The sequence below is a fragment of the Paenibacillus thermotolerans genome, from assembly GCF_028745515.1.
Lineage (GTDB): Bacteria > Bacillota > Bacilli > Paenibacillales > YIM-B00363 > Paenibacillus_AE > Paenibacillus_AE thermotolerans.
The window spans coordinates 1-16,050 of record NZ_JAQZSG010000021.1 but is presented as its reverse complement, the minus strand read 5'-3'; the positions used below and the strand labels follow the sequence as shown (position 1 = coordinate 16,050).

General features: G+C 53.0%; 11 protein-coding genes. 4 read left to right on the top strand and 7 right to left on the bottom strand.

Translation table 11 applies throughout. The features are described 5' to 3' along the window. The first annotated feature begins 182 nt into the window (after nt 1-182). Nucleotides 183-1,073, top strand: coding sequence for a cell wall hydrolase (locus PT964_RS16880; protein WP_274364544.1), 891 nt, complete (start codon nt 183-185; stop codon nt 1,071-1,073). 60 nt (nt 1,074-1,133) lie between these two features. Here PT964_RS16880 and mgrA read toward each other — a convergent pair whose 3' ends face one another. Continuing rightward, nucleotides 1,134-2,126, bottom strand: coding sequence for an L-glyceraldehyde 3-phosphate reductase (gene mgrA, locus PT964_RS16875; protein WP_274364543.1), 993 nt, complete (start codon nt 2,124-2,126; stop codon nt 1,134-1,136). Nucleotides 2,127-2,255: 129 nt separating this feature from the next. Here mgrA and PT964_RS16870 point away from each other — a divergent pair, with 129 nt between their 5' ends. Then, nucleotides 2,256-3,236 carry an aldo/keto reductase gene (locus PT964_RS16870; protein ID WP_274364542.1) on the top strand — a complete coding sequence of 327 codons (981 nt, stop codon included), beginning with the start codon at nt 2,256-2,258 and terminating at the stop codon, nt 3,234-3,236. Nucleotides 3,237-3,305: 69 nt separating this feature from the next. Here PT964_RS16870 and PT964_RS16865 read toward each other — a convergent pair whose 3' ends face one another. The 5 genes from PT964_RS16865 to PT964_RS16845 form a co-directional block, all read right to left on the bottom strand. After that, on the bottom strand, nt 3,306-4,277 hold the full coding sequence (locus tag PT964_RS16865; RefSeq protein WP_274364541.1) for a Gfo/Idh/MocA family protein: 972 nt from the start codon (nt 4,275-4,277) through the stop codon (nt 3,306-3,308). A gap of 4 nt (nt 4,278-4,281) precedes the next feature. Further along, on the bottom strand, nt 4,282-5,004 hold the full coding sequence (locus tag PT964_RS16860; protein WP_274364540.1) for a YwaF family protein: 723 nt from the start codon (nt 5,002-5,004) through the stop codon (nt 4,282-4,284). A gap of 34 nt (nt 5,005-5,038) precedes the next feature. Continuing rightward, a complete protein-coding gene (locus PT964_RS16855) occupies nt 5,039-5,998 on the bottom strand; it encodes a D-2-hydroxyacid dehydrogenase (protein WP_274364609.1) in 960 nt (319 codons plus the stop codon). A gap of 47 nt (nt 5,999-6,045) precedes the next feature. After that, complete coding sequence (locus PT964_RS16850; RefSeq protein ID WP_274364539.1) at nt 6,046-6,204, bottom strand: hypothetical protein; 159 nt, start codon at nt 6,202-6,204, stop codon at nt 6,046-6,048. Nucleotides 6,205-6,279: 75 nt separating this feature from the next. Continuing rightward, on the bottom strand, nt 6,280-6,465 hold the full coding sequence (locus PT964_RS16845) for a hypothetical protein (protein WP_274364538.1): 186 nt from the start codon (nt 6,463-6,465) through the stop codon (nt 6,280-6,282). A gap of 482 nt (nt 6,466-6,947) precedes the next feature. On the opposite strand from PT964_RS16845, the gene PT964_RS16840 reads away from it, so the two are divergent. Beyond that, entirely contained in the window at nt 6,948-12,932 is a 5,985-nt protein-coding gene (locus PT964_RS16840; protein ID WP_274364537.1) for a WIAG-tail domain, read from the top strand. A 94-nt stretch (nt 12,933-13,026) separates the two neighbouring features. Here the strand turns inward: PT964_RS16840 and PT964_RS16835 are convergent, their stop codons facing one another. Then, entirely contained in the window at nt 13,027-13,797 is a 771-nt protein-coding gene (locus PT964_RS16835; protein ID WP_274364536.1) for a YhfC family intramembrane metalloprotease, read from the bottom strand. Between the two features lie 736 nt (nt 13,798-14,533). On the opposite strand from PT964_RS16835, the gene PT964_RS16830 reads away from it, so the two are divergent. Beyond that, complete coding sequence (locus PT964_RS16830; protein ID WP_274364535.1) at nt 14,534-15,460, top strand: carotenoid biosynthesis protein; 927 nt, start codon at nt 14,534-14,536, stop codon at nt 15,458-15,460. Nucleotides 15,461-16,050 lie beyond the last annotated feature (590 nt).

The following is a 16,050-nucleotide window of genomic DNA, read 5'->3' as shown; positions in this document are numbered from 1 at the left end:
AACGGTAATGTTATCCATACAGAACGGATGTAATAATTGGAAGGAATCGCGCATTCTTTGGCCTTAAATGGACAATTTGCGCATTTTCCCGCACATTGCCAACTTTTGTGGGGTTAAATCCGGCCCCGATCCGGTTTACAATGTTTCCAGTGCGCCACGTTCGTGGCAGGAAGGGTGATGATGTGAAGAAATTAGCAGCTGCCTTAACGGGCATCGGACTTTTCATTTCCTTAGTTTCCGGAAGCGGCGCTGCCTCGGCGGCCGGCTCAAACAGCTACTCCATCAACATCGACGGGAAAACCTCGCCGACCTCATACATATCGCAAGGCGGAAGTGTGCTGGTTCCTGCGACATTTTTCTCGAAGCTCGGCGCCACGGTAGGATGGGATTCGCAGTATCAAGCGGTTATTTTATCGGACACTCAGGTTAAGCTGTCGCTGCCGTCCGGCACCAATAAAGCATATCGGCTCGACGGCACAAAATGGATGGGAGAGACGCTCGGCACCGTAACCGAAAACAAACCGAACGGCACCTATGTCCCGCTCCGCTATGCCGCGGAAAAGCTGGGCTTCCAAGTGACCTATTCTCCCAACAGCTCGTCGATCTCGATCCTGACAGGCAACAATGCGGCGCTGCCTGCCGCAAACGCTCAAACGATGATAGCGAATCCGACCGGGAAAACGGTCCAAACGAGTAATGAAGACATGTACTGGCTCTACCAATTGACCGAGGCGGAAGCCGGCGGAGAAAGCCATCAAGGCAAAGTAGCCGTAGCCGCCACGATTTTAAACCGCGCGGCGGATTCCGACTACCCGAGCCGTATCAAGGACGTCATCTTTCAGACGGTCGTCGTGAAAGGCGTAAGCTATGTTCAATATTCGCCCGTGCTGGATCGCAATATTTATAAAGTAAAGCCTTCTCAAGATACGATCAAGGCGGTTAACGAAGCGCTGAACGGGAGAGATCCGACGAGGGGAGCGCTCACTTTCTACAATCCTCGCAAAACGGACAACAGATGGGTGCGCAGCCGCCCGGTAAGCGTAAAAATCGGCAATCACGTGTTTGCATTTTAAAATGGCGCAAAAAAGGCTCTTCCCTATGTGTTTCTCGGGAAGAGCCTTTTTCATGCGAAATCAGCCTTTCAGGATGGACTCGATCGTTTGAAGCTCGTCGCCCGTAAAATCGAGGTTTTCGATCGTTTTTACGTTCTCGGCGATCTGCTCCGGACGGCTGGCGCCGATCAAAGCGGAGGTAACGCGTCCGCCGCGCAGCACCCATGCAAGCGCCAGCTGTGCAAGCGATTGGCCGCGGCTTTGGGCCAGGTCATTCAGCTTCTTGATCTTGCCGATTCTCTCCTCCGTCACGTCTCTTTCCTTCAGCGCGCCCGACGGCTTCGACGCTCTGGAGCCCGACGGAATGCCGTTCAAATATTTGGTCGTCAGCAAGCCTTGCGCGAGCGGGCAGAACGCGATGCTTCCGACGCCGTGCTCGTCAAGCACATCCTGCAAGCCGTTCTCGATCCAGCGGTCGAACATGTTGTAGGACGGCTGATGGATGAGCAGCGGAGTGCCGAGCTGCTTCAAGATGCGGATCGCTTCTTCGGTTTGCTTCGGGTTATAGCTGGAAATGCCGACGTACAACGCCTTGCCTTGCCGAACCGCTTGGTCAAGCGCCATCATCGTTTCTTCTAGCGGCGTTTCCGGATCGGGACGGTGCGAATAAAAAATATCGACATACTCCAGTCCCATCCGCTTTAAGCTTTGATCCAGAGAGGAGATCAAATATTTGCGGGAACCCCATTCGCCGTACGGGCCCGGCCACATATAATAGCCGGCTTTCGTGGAAATGACCATTTCGTCGCGGTAAGGCGCAAGCTCGCGCTTCATCATTTTTCCGAAATTTTCTTCGGCGGAACCCGGAGGCGGGCCGTAGTTGTTCGCCAAATCAAAATGCGTGATGCCCAGATCGAATGCGGTTTTCACCATATTCAATCCGTTCTCGTATGTATCGATGCCGCCGAAATTGTGCCATAAGCCGAGAGAAATCGCCGGCAGCTTCAGCCCGGATTTCCCGGTGCGCCGGTAAACCATGCTTTCGTAACGGGAATCATTCGCTAAGTAAACCATGAAGAAAACCCTCCTTAATCTACGAATCTCACTCACATGCTAGCACACGCCTTTCAAAATATCCATATGCGCGGCCGACTTTTTTCCGTTATGATATAAAGGTAAACCAATACATAGGAGGGCTTGGATATGAAGTATGCGAAGCTTGGACGATCGGGTCTGAACGTAAGCCGCTTGTGCCTTGGAACGATGAATTTCGGAGTCGATACCGACGAGAAAGACGCGTTCAAAATTATGGACGCCGCCCTTGATGCCGGCATCAACTTCTTTGACACGGCCAACATATACGGCTGGGGCAAGAATGCGGGCCGGACCGAGGAAATTATCGGCCGCTGGTTCCAGCTCGGCGGCGGACGGCGGGAAAAAACCGTTCTTGCAACGAAGCTGTACGGCGAAATGTCCGATCCGCTCGACGGACCGAACGATGTACCCGGTTTGTCTTCCTATAAGATCCGCCGTCACTTGGAAGGCTCTCTGCGCAGACTCCAGACCGATCATATCGAGCTGTATCAAATGCACCACATCGACCGAAGCGTACAGTGGGACGAATTGTGGGAAGGCTTCGAAACTGCGGTTCGCCAGGGCAAGATCGGTTACGTCGGCTCCAGCAATTTTGCCGGCTGGGATTTGGTGAAAGCTCAGTATGAAGCGAAACGCCGGAATTTCTTCGGGCTCGTGTCGGAGCAGCATAAATTCAGCCTGCTCTGCAGACTGCCGGAGCTTGAGGTGCTCCCGGCCGCCGAGCATCTCGGCATCGGCGTCATCGCCTGGAGCCCGCTCGACGGCGGCATACTCGGCGGTTCCGCGCTCACGGCCAACCGCGGCAAGCGGACATCGCATCAAGCCGAGCGGATCGAACGGATGCGTCCTACGCTGGAAGCGTTCTCCGCGCTGTGCAAGGAGCTTGGAGAAACCGAAGCGAACGTTGCGCTCGCTTGGACGCTGTCGCATCCGGCCATGACCGCGCCGATTATCGGGCCGAGAACGATAGAACAGCTGGAGCAAGCGCTGCGTGCCGTCGAAATTACGCTCGATGAAGCAACGCTTAAGCGTCTGGACGAATTGTTCCCGGGACCTGGCGGAGCGGCACCGAGAGCTTATGCTTGGTAACAAACGGACGGATTGGTAACAATAAAGTGCCCGCAAAGCCGACATTCGGCTTTCGGGCACTTTTTTACGTCATTGTCCGATCCGCTGGGCCGCTTTGCTCTCCGCCGCTTGATGCGCCGCCCACGTCAATTGGAACGTCTTGCGCGCGTCCGCGTAGTCCGATAAAATTTGCGACGTATCCCCGGTGCGCACCGCATGGAGGAACGCTTTCATTTCCCGCATGTAAGGATCGCCGCGGTTCAACTGCTGCGTTACGCGGTCCGCTTCGGTAATCGTTACGCCGTCAAAGCCGATGCTCACACGCCCCTGATCCGTATAGACGTCCAATCCGATGTCCATTCCCCTCGGCAGCGCGCTCGTATGGGCCAAGACCGCAAGCGAACCGTTCGCTAACCGCAATGTCGCGGCACCGGCATCGGACACGTTCCACTCCTCGGAGGCCGGGTCCGTCGTCACATGAGCGAACGATGCGCTTACCTCGGTCGCTTCGCCGCACAAGTAGCGGACCAAGTCGACCATATGGGTCGTCTGCTCGATGAGCTGCCCTCCGGATAATCGCCGGTCCTTCCACCAGTATACTCCCGGCGTGTCTCCCATCCAGCGGCCCCATGACATGACGATTCGGCGGGACGAGAGCCACTCCTTCGCTTTCGCGGCCGCATCCGTGTAGCGGAAATGATAGCCCGCGGACGTAATCAGCCCTGCTTCATGCACGCGGCGGTTGATCTCGTTCACCGTTTCCGGCTCGACGCCGAGCGGCTTTTCGACTAAAAAGGGAATGCCGCGCTCAATCAATTGAAACTCAATTTCTCCGTGCGCAAACGGAGGAACCGCAATGACGGCCGCATCCGGCTTACTAGCGTCCAAAAAATCGGATACTTCGGTATACCCCTCCGCTCCGTATCGCGCCGCCGCTTCCCGCGCCTTCTCAAGCCGAGGCGAGCAGAAGCCGCATACCGTCGTCCCTTCAATGGACGACGCCAACTCCGCATGCTTTCGTCCGAACCAGCCCGCGCCAAAAATCGCCACCTTGAGCGCCATGCTCTCATCTCCCCTTTTCCGTTGCTTTCACGCTTGCGAACCTTCGAAACAGCAGATCGATTCCTTTCACCATAACGAGCAGCAGGAAGCACATCGCCAGCGCAACCGCCTCCAGCTGCAATATGTACCATGGCCACGGAGCCAATACGTCCAGAAGAGAGCCCGTCGCCGGCTTTCTTGCCAAAAACATAAAATTATAGCCCGTAAGCACATTCGCAATGGAGGCAGGAATTGCGAGCACATTGAGCCATAGCAGAGCGCGGAGCACCGACCGGCCTGTCGGCCGAAAGCCTTCGACCGCCGTCATGTACACGCTGGCGGCAATGATTGCGATGTGGGCCGTAAAAAAATGAAAATACCGGAAGCTCGGATACGTTTCCTCCAAGTACGGCGTAAGCAACGCCTGCAGCGCGCCGAGAATGCCGAGGAAGAAGGTCACCTCGTACAGCTTCCGATTCCGGGTTAACAGCACGGCGACGGACAGCCACAACGTAACGGTGCAAAGCTGGAACGGCAGCGCGAACCAGCCCCATTGATCCGTCACGGTATACCAGGTGTACAGAGCAACCTCCGTTGCGGCCAGCAAGGCGGCAAGGCCGTAACGGAACGCCGGGTAACGCAGCCTGGCGCGAAATACGACGATCGCGGCGATCGTCGCAACCGTTGCGGCTAAGCCTGCAAGATGAGGTGCGGATAAAAAGACGAACCCTTCCTCCAATACGTTCACCTTCTCCTCCTTATTCCGTGTGCCGATTCGCGCATCAATAGTTTTTGTCCGGAGTCACCCGATTCAGCGGCAAAGGCTTCCCCTTCACATAGCTTTCCAGGTTCGTAAGAAAAATGTCCAAAGCTCGTTCGTCGTAGTGCTCCGTCGATCCAGACGTATGCGGCGTAACGATCACGTTCTCCAGCCCCCAAAGCGGATGATCGTCCGGCAGCGGCTCTTGTTCGAACACGTCGAGACCCGCTCCGGCAATGCTTCCGTTCGTCAAAGCTTCCACCAGCGCATTCGTATCCGCCGTGGCGCCTCTACCGATGTTGATAAAAAAGGCGGAGCTCTTCATTGCTTCAAACTGCCGCTTCCCGAACATGTGCCGCGTTTCGTCCGTCAGCGGGACCGTGACGACGACATAATCGCACTGGGGAAGCACCTCCATCAGCCGCTCCGGCCCGTAAACGGCGTCCGTGTACTCTCCGTCCTTCCCCGAACGTCTGATGCCGAGCACCTTCATGCCGAACGCCTTCGCAATTTTCGCCGTTTCCGTTCCGATCGCGCCGAGGCCGACAATCCCAACCGTCTTGCCGTGCATCTCCAGCCGCAGCCCGGCATGATCCCACTTTCGCTGCATTTGGTTTCGAACGTATTTATGTATGTTTCTTGTAAGGGCAAGCATCAGGGCGACGATCGTTTCCGAAATCGGGTTCGGATGCACGCCGCTCGCATTCGTCACTGCGATCCCTTTGTCATGCAGCAGTGCGAGCGGCATGTGATCCACGCCCGCTCCCCAGTTTTGCACCCATTTCAGCTTGCTTGAACCGCTTCGCAGCGTATCCGCGAGCTCTTGGCGCCAGCCGACCGCAACTTCCGCTTCCGCAAGCGAGGATTCCCAGTTGGAGCGGTCCTTACCGCAGATCACGTTCCAATCCGGCACCAGCTCGCGAATCCGCTGCAACCGGGCTTCGTTCATATTCATCATGATGACCATCGTCCGCATTCGCAAGGCCTCCTCATTCGTTACTTTTGATCCGAACCGCATCGCATTGCGACCTATTTCTCGCTGCTGCCGGCCTGCTCTTGACTCGAGCCGTCGTCCTCGCAATCGAAGCAAAGCAGCGTTCCGTCCTCCAGAACCGTTCCGCCGAGAAATCCGTTCTCGCAATAAACGGCGCGCCCGCACTGCTTGCACTCCCCGACCAGTTCCCGCATCGTCTCACCCCTTCCACTCTACTTTACCAAAAATGCAAAAAAAGACGTACCGTTTTCGGTACGCCTTCTCATTTTTTACTTCCGGACCGCAGCTACGGAAAACTCAAGGTTCCAGAGCGTAACGGTGAACAGCCGCTTCGGACGGCTGCGTCCTTCGGATTCTGCCGGCCCTTGCCTCAGCGCCCAGCGGTTTGCCGCGCGGGACATTTTTGCCGAATGCTCCGCTGCCAGCTTCTCGATTACGTAATAATTCAATTCCATGTTAACATTCACCTTCGTTTTCGTGTTTTATTGTAAAACTTTACGAGCCATAGAGACATCTGCATGACATTACCATCCGGCGGTACGTTTAGACGAAGCATGTTTTGTCGAATCTCTCCCTTCGAGAAAAACTAAAAAAGCCACAGCGAACATTCGTTCACCGTGGCTTACTACCATGCGCTATCAAAAAAATGCCTTCCCTAAGGTCAGCACGCTCGGCGCGATGGAACCGGATGAACTGTCAGTAAACGATATGCGGTTGCGTTTGCGAACTTCTTCAACATGTTCCATCACCCTTTCTCAAAAAATGGTATTGCCTTGCGGCACTTAAACAATATAATCGATTTTCCCATTTGCTGTCAACCTTTTTTTGGATAAAAATTATTTTCCTATTCCTGCGCCTAGTTCGGCGGGTTTTTTGTTTCCGCTTCCTAGGTAAATGCATATTGTACACTAGAGTGTCTAGGAAGGAGCACATACGCATGAAGAAGAAAGCCCAAAAGGGCCAAAAGCCGTTTCGGGTGAACGCAAAAATAGATGAAATGCGTTTGCTCGATCTGAATCCTTCTTCTTCGCCCACAAGCAAGGAGAAGCTTTCAATAAAACAAACCGGCGCATACAGACCGTTTCAGTTCGAGGATGAGGCGGCCCTGCATGCGCCTGCTGACGAGCCGGCGCTGAAGTCGGATTTTCTGCCGAACCTCGAAGCTATACCGAATGTCGGGACTCCACGGGATCAAGACACTCCACGGGATCACGACGCTCCGCAGGATACCGAGAATCAAACAATTGTCGAGATACCGCGGAATACCGAAACTTCGAGAAGTGTCGAAAATTCACGGAAGATCAGAAACTCCCAGGCAGCCGAGCCGTCGCCGGCGGCCGAAATAAACCGGCGCAAGGAAGCTTACTTCGGCCCGATCATTTATACGGACGATTTGGCGGATCAATCCGTAACGAACGAAAAAATTGCGGCAAGATCCGTAGACGGCCACAAGCTGAAGATGGAAAGCATCGGGCCGTTGGAGCTGAAGGACTATGCCGTGACGGAAATCAAATTAGCGGACGGCAGCGTAACGTCGAATAAAATCGCCCCCGGGTCGATCGATCACCGCCACCTTGCGAATTACGCCGTGACGGGCGATAAGGTGCAGTTCCGCTCGATTACCGGACAACATCTTGCGGACGGCAGCATCACCTCCGATAAACTCGCCGATAAAATTATCGACTCCCAAAAAATCGCGGACGCATCCATCCATGCCAAGCATCTTGCCCAGCAATCGATTACGGGCGACCTGCTGCAGGACGGCAGCGTCACTTCGTCAAAACTGAGGAGCAGCGTCATTCAAACGTCTCACCTCTCCAATCACTCGGTAAATTCGGTGAAGCTGGCGGACGAAGCGGTTACCACGGAAAAAATAAGCGATCACGCCGTTACCGAGGACAAGATTGCCCAGGATTCCGTCGATTCCAGCCACATTAAAGCGGGCGCCGTCAAATCGGAGCATGTTCAACCGAAGAGCATCAAGACGGAGCATATCGCCGAAGGCTCGATTACCGCCAATAAGCTGGCATTTGAGGTGATCACCTCCGATCGCATTATGAATAAAGCGATCACTACGGGCAAGCTGGCGGACCAAAGCGTGACCGGCCAAAAAATCGGAGAAGGCGTCATCGATCGAAAACATTTGACCCAGTCCGTCATCAGCAGCGAATTTATCAACGACAATGCCGTCCAATCCAAGCACATTTCCGAGCAAGCCGTCACCTCCCGTCATCTTCAGCTCGAGTCCGTGACGAACGCGATCATAGCGGACCGTGCGGTAACCGAATCCAAGCTCGCCCCCGATACGGTGAAGCATCTGCATATATCGGAGCAGGCGGTGCAATCGCGGCATATCGCCGAGCATTCGATCATCACCTCAAAGCTCGCGACGGAATCGGTATCGTCCGACAAGCTAACGAACCTGTCGGTAACGACCAACAAAATTGCGGAACGAAGCGTAACGTCCGATAAAATCGCGGAGAACGCAATCCGGGAAGAGCATATTCATCCGTCCGCCATCACAACGGGCCATATGGAGGATATGTCCGTCACCACCGATAAGCTCGCGGACAATGCCGTTACGGGGGCAAAGATTGCGGACGATACGATTACCGGGGAGCATATTTCGGCCGAGACGATTCGCGGCTATCATTTGGCTCCGGGCTCGATACGGGCGATACATCTGGACACCGGCGCTTTTACATTGGAAAAGGTTGCCGACGGCTCGATCTCCGGGGAGAAGCTCGAGGCGATGTCGATCGGCACCAGCCACTTGCAGCCGGAAAGCGTCACTGCGGATAAGATTGCGCCGCTCTCCATACAGACGGAGCATATCGAATCCGATACGATTACCAACAAGCATATCGCTCCACAATCCATCGAGTCGGATCACTTATGCGCCGGCAGCGTGTCTACGGAGTCTATACAAGATAACGCCGTCATCTCGGAAAAAATCGCGGACGGCGCAATTATTTCCAGGAACATTGCAGACCGCGCGATTCAGGGAGAGCATCTAAGCCCGTCATCCGTTAACGAGACGCATATTTTGCCCGAATCGATTTTCAGCCGTCATATTGCGGAGCACGCCATCAAATCGATCCATCTGACAACGGAGAGCGTGCTCGGAAAACACCTTGCGTTCGACTCCGTTCAAAGCGTCCACCTGCGGCCGAATGCCGTTCATTCGGATCATTTGGCGGAAGGCATCGTCATGAACAAACATTTGGCAGACGGAGCGGTGGGAGCCAAAAATATCGCGGCCGGGGAAATTTCTTCCGAGCATATTTCGGACGGAGCGCTTAAAGCCCGCCATATTGAAGACTTCGCGATCGGAGAGAACCACCTTCAGAGCGGAATCGTCTCCTCCGAGACCATACGGGAACGCGCAATTCACCATTTCCACCTGTCCGACAACGCCGTCACCGGTTCGAAAATCGCTCCGAAATCGGTGGAATCGGTTCATATTTCAACGAATGCAATCGGTACGGAGCAGCTGCAGGATCAATCGGTTACGTCGGAAAAAATTGCCGGAAGCAGCATTACTTCCGATTTGCTTGCCGCCTCCTCCGTTTTGGCGAAGCATATTGTCGACGGCGAAATTACGGAGAGCAAGCTGGCGGACGGCTCGGTTACGGCAAATCACGTCACGGAGCGCGCCATTCATGCGCGGCATATCGGCCCCAACGCCGTGCAAAGCGGCCACATCGCCGAAGGCGCCGTAAAGGCGGAGCATCTGAATGCGCATTCGGTCGGCGAAAGCAGCTTGCAAAGCGGCATCATCCGAAAGCATCACTTAGCGGAAGGAACGCTGGATTTGGATGACCGAAGCGTGGACGGATCGAAGCTTAGCACGGACAGCATCGGCGAAGAGCATCTTCGGAGCGGCGCGGTAACGGCTAAAGCGATCGGCAAGGGCACGGTGCAGACCGTCCACTTGGCAGACGAAGCCGTTACCGAAGACAAGATCGCCCCCCTCTCGATTCGTTCGTCGCATCTGAACCGTGAAACGATCGGTAGCGCCCATCTGCTAAGCGGTGCCGTAACGACCGATAAGCTTGCGCCGAAAAGCGTGACCTCCGAACAGCTGTCCGCCGGGTCGGTGAAATCGGTCCACATCGCCGAGGGCACCATCGCTTCCGGCCATCTGAAGGATGCCGCCGTTACCGGACAGCAGCTCGCAATGCGATCGGTAAAATCGGGGCATATCGCTCCGGAAGCCGTCGGCACGGAACATCTCGAGAACGGATCGGTAACGTCTGAAAAAATCGCCGAACGCAGCATAACGTCCGAATTGCTTGCGGATGCGTCCGTCACCTCCGACCATCTTGCCGACGACTCCGTCACGGAAACGAAAATCGCTCCTCTTTCGATTTATTCGTCGCACATTTGCGAAGAGACCGTTGAAACGGAGCATCTGCGAAACAAAGCCGTCACAGCCGAGAAGCTCGCGCCAAGCAGCGTTACTTCCGAGCAGCTGTCCGACGGATCGGTGAAATCGGTTCACATCGCGCAAGCCAGCGTCGCTTCCTTCCATATGAAGGATGCCGCCGTTACCGGCCGGCAGCTTGCCGCACAATCGGTCGATTCGGAACATGTACGCATGGATGCAATTGAAACGGAGCATCTGCGGAACGCCTCGGTTACATCCGAAAAAATCGCCCCAAGCAGCATAACGTCCGATCTGATTGCCGATTTGTCCGTTGCAACAAAACATATTGCAATTGAAGCCGTGACAGAGGAAAAAATTGCTCCCCAATCGATCCGTTCTCCGCATCTGAACGACGAAATCATCGGGACGGGACACTTGCAGAAGCATGCCGTAACAACCGAAAAGCTCGCGCCGAAAAGCGTCTCATCGGAGCACCTGGCTTATGAGTCGGTGGAAGACATTCACATCGCCGGCGGCAGCATTGCCTCCTACCATATGAAAGAAACTGCCGTTACCCGGCACCACATCGCTCCCCAAGCGGTGAATTCCGAACATCTTAATCCGAACGTCATCGGCACGGAGCATTTGAAGAATGCATCGGTTACATCGGAAAAAATCGCCCAAGGCGGCATTACGTCCGATCTGATTGCGGAAGCGTCCGTCACCGCGGACCATATTGCGGACGAATCCGTTACGGAATCGAAAATCGCTCCGTTGTCGATTCTCTCGTCGCATATTCATGAAGAAGCGGTCGAAACGGCGCATATCCGAAACAGATCCGTCACAACCGATAAGCTTGCAAGAAACAGCATTACTTCGGAGCTGATCGCTCCCGGTACCATCGACACCGACCACATCGCCAATGGCAGCATTGCTTCCGACCATTTGAAGGATGCCTCCGTCAACGGGAATCATATCGCTCCGGAATCGGTGGCCTCATCACATATAAGCTTGAATGCGATCGGCACGGAACACCTGCGGGACGGATCGATCACAACGGAAAAAATCGTGCGGAGCAGCATTACATCCAATTTGTTGGCAGACGGGTCCGTCACTAAAAATCATATTGCCGACGTAAATATTACGGAGGATAAAATCGCGCCCTTCGCCATCCGTTCCTATCATCTGAACCATGGAGCGGTCGAAACGACTCATATCCGCAACGGGTCCGTCACTACCGAAAAGCTCGCGCCGAAAAGCATAACGTCGCAAGTGCTGGCTCCTTCTTCCGTCGACGGCGACCACATTTCCGAAGGCAGCATTTCCTCCTTCCACCTGAGGGAAGACTCCGTAACCCGGCATCACATCGCCCCGCAAGCGGTGACTTCCAAGCATCTCGTCCCGAACGCCATCGGCACGGAGCTCCTGAAGGATGCATCGGTCACATCGGAAAAAATCGCTCCGGGAGGCATAACTTCAAACCTGCTCGCAGATTCGTCCGTTACTTCAGCCCACATCGCAATCGATGCCGTTACAACCGATAATATTGCGCCCCGCTCGGTCCGTTCGTCGCATGTGAACGACGGAGCGATCGGAACGGCGCATCTGCAAGACGGAGCTGTTATTACCGAAAAAATCGCGCCAAAAAGCATTACGTCGGGGTTGCTGGCCCCTGCTGCCGTCGAAGGCGCTCATATCGCCGACGGCTGCATCGCTTCCATTCACTTGACGGATGAGGCCGTTACCGGACGTCACATCGCCTTGCAATCGGTAACCTCAGCGCATGTAACCGAGAATGCGATCGGTACGGAGCACCTGCGGAACGAATCGGTAACACCGGAAAAGCTGGCACGGAGCAGCATTACGTCCGATCTGCTGGCGAACGCGTCTGTAACGACCGATCATATTGCGGACGGTAACGTAACGGAATCCAAAATCGCTCCTCACTCCATCCGTTCGTCTCACTTGAGCAACGGCTCGGTCGAAACATCGCATCTGCAGAACGGGTCCGTTACAACCGATAAGCTTGCGCCAAAAAGCATTACAGCAAAGCTGCTGGCTCCCTCATCCGTCGACGGCGCTCATATCGCCGAAGGCAGCGTCGATTCCGAACACATCTCCCTCGGCGCCATCCAGCATTACCATATTGCCGAGGGTCAGGTGAAGTCGGCGCATATCGACGAATTTGCAGTCACCGGCAGCCATGTGCGTCCCGGAAGCATCCAATCGGACCATATTCAGGACGGGTCGATCGGTCCGGAAAAGCTGAATGTTTCCGTCGTTAGGGCGCCGGCCGCATCCCATGCTCCATCGATGCTTTTCGGCAGCGCCCCGTTCGCTTTCGATGAGCTTGATGCGGCGGTAGACGTTGAGATTGCATTCGTGGGCGGAGGATTCGGTCACACGAATTACACGATTGTGGCCAATACGCACAGCAACTCGTGCTTCGCCTCCATCGCATCCGTATCCGAGCATTCCGCGGTCATTACCGTTACGAAAATCGGGGACGGCATCGTGCAGGAAGGTCTACTATCCTGGATCGCCGTCGGGTAAAAGAAAAGCCGGTCGCTTCGTCTAAAGACGAGACGGCCGGCTTTTTGGATTATTGCGGAAGACGCGTATTATTCTTACCTATCTGTCTACAGATCTATTGCGGAAACCATTTTCTCGATTTCGAAATAAATACTAGCGAACATACGGCAATTACACCGATATATGCTTCTATTACCCACAGTTGTGTAAAGTGACCTGTTTGGAAAAACACAAGCGGAAAATCGATAATCGCATGGATCAATAACGAAAGAATGACGAGCGAGAATTTATTTTTAACGACCGCCAAAAGCACCAATAACGAAAACGCGATTTGCAGGAACACCGCAAACAATCTCTCCAGCATCCCGAGCAAGTAGCTCGACGGTCCGTGATTCAATATCGCTTCTTTAATAACTCCGAGCTGTTCCGCCGTCATGTTTGCCCCCACGCTCGACTCGAACGTTCCCTCATTCATCATCATTGCGAAAATTATGTTCGGCACAGTGGTGAGAAGTATAATCACGACGGCTTCAATTCCGCCCCAACCGACGCCGAACGCAATCCCGTCCTTATATTCCCGATACTTCTTCAATAGCCAGACGAATAACGCAAATCGGCCCAGCTCCTCGAATGTCCCCGCTGCCAGCCCTCCGTATATTCCAAATATCCACGGATGCTCCGCATAGTTCGGGAAATTGAGTACAACGATCGTATGAAGTATTTTTTCCAACACTTGCGTACACACGATAAAGCCTAAAGCTCCGATTACAATCGGCTTTACCGATATGCCCTCTTTCTTCTTAAAAAAAATGATGAGTCCGGTAAACAGCAGTAACGCGAAAATAGCGGAAGCGAACATAGAACCGATTGTCAAATTACTAACCATATGAATCTCCTTTTTTATAATATTATTATTATTATTATTGATAATAATAATGGTTTTAAAAGCATATGTCAACATGTAATTGAGCGAGGCCGCCTGAGCGAAAAATGAATCACCATGAAAAAAGGATATGTTCTCCACAAATCCTTAACATTTGCTTGATAAACTATGTTTGAACATGGGAGGAACGCGATCATTATCAACGAAGGAGAGGATTTAGAGATGAATATTCAAAGAATAAACCGTAGTGGTTTGGGAATTGGAGATTTTACGAAGGGCTTGAAGCAGATTTTTCTCTCATCTTCAGAGCACGAATCGTAATTAAGCTGCTGTCACTGATATTTTTCCAAATTGTTAATATTCTCCCCGCTCCTGATGCTCGTCACTTCTTTCATCACCCGACAGGTTGTAACCCTTAATCTGAATAGTGCCGGTTTGATTGGTATGATCATCTTGATGTTTGTCAGCGCCAAATTATCGTCGGAAGGGATGGTGAGGAAAACATGCTGCCCTAATCGATCTGATTTTTTATTGATTTTTTTATTTTTTATCGTGTCCGGAGTATCGCTGCATTTGGTGGTGCATGATTATGAGAACCGAACTCACTGGTTTCGAATTATTGTAATTGTTCTTTATGGAATGTCAGGTATCGTTGTCCTCTTTAACTTTATTCCAAGTCAATGATCAAAGACAGCAATGGTCGAAAACCGTGTACGTCACAAAGAAAGGGTGACCTCTCTTGACTGTTAACAATCGTTATTTCGCGAGTAATGCAGTTCTATGGATTTTGGTTGCGGTTTATACCGTGGTTAAACTGGCAAACCAAGTGTCCCCGCTATTTCCTATACCGGTCGTATTATTGATCCCTACCGTATTTGCGCTGCTTCATGGTGCCGTGCGTTACAGATGGACCGGCATTATCACCTTTCTTGTCCTTTGTTTGACCGTCAGCAATCTTCTGGAAAACATCAGTGTTCTGACCGGTTTTCCGTTTGGTCACTATCATTACACTGACGTGCTTGGCCCTAAGCTCTTTCAGGTGCCTCTGCTGATCGGCCCCGGATACTTCGCCAACGGCTACCTTGCCTGGGTGCTTGGCACGGTGTTGGCCGGCGATATTAATCGCACGTCCAGTGCGTTCACCACGTTCGCAGTTCCGTTTATTGGTTCTTTCGCCATGGTCGCTTGGGATCTAGGTTTTGATCCGACAGCCCTGACGATCGGCCAGCTCTGGATCTGGGAGCAAGGCGGCGGTTACTTTGGGGTGCCCTTAACCAACTACTTAGGATGGTTTTTCACTGTATATGTGTTCTTCCAATTGTACGCCTTCTTCCTGCGTTTCCGGAGGATTGACGGCAAACCGGAGACTTTGATTTTTCCCAGGTCGTTCTACGCTCAGGCAATCATCATGTATGCCGTGACTGGGTTGGCGATTGTTGTGGCCTATTTGTCAAACAGCGGCAATACGTTGGTCACTGACGCGACGGGGGTAGTATGGCATACGAGAAGCATTGCTGAGGCGGAAGCTACGGTCAGTATCTTTACGATGATTTTCGCGGCAGCTTTATCAACCGTGAAACTGCTTCAAAGTTCAACCGTTGCAGCTGCACATCAGTTGATACAGGATCCGGTGAATCGGCTGCCGGGGAAATCTCTTCCGCGTTGAAAACAAGGGAGCTTTGAAAGCCGCTCTTTATTCATTTGTTGAATATTATCTCACTATGTCAACTCAATTTATGCAAAACCGCCATTGATCGTTTGCTCCATCAAGGGTTGGCGACTTCCTGCTCTCTCGAGACCCTGCGTGGTTCCCTTCTGCCATTATCATTAAACCATTGATGTTTCTGCCAAGAAACATCACTAATTCCGCATGCACGCTCGATTTCGTTTGCCATCTTATGTTGACCGTTTCTTATTCAGTCGCGAAACGGATCGGGCTGACATTCGTAATGATTTGCCAGGTATGTGTTTTCGAGCGAAATTAGCGGAACTCATTGTCCGCTAATTCGCGGCAAACGGCGGAATTTTACGAATTAGCGGAAAGGGATGTCCGCTAATTTGTTGTAAAGCGGGAAAATTGCGAGAAAAAACGGTGTTAGCGGACAACGCGTTCCGTTACATCGCCGAATTATGTAAACTTGCCCATTTTAGCGGACATCCGTTTCCGTTAGCTCATGTTCGTCACCTTGTTCTAGATCGACACGAAAAAATGCCCTTGATCGTTGATTCGATCAAGGGCGCTCTGTTGTCGGCTTG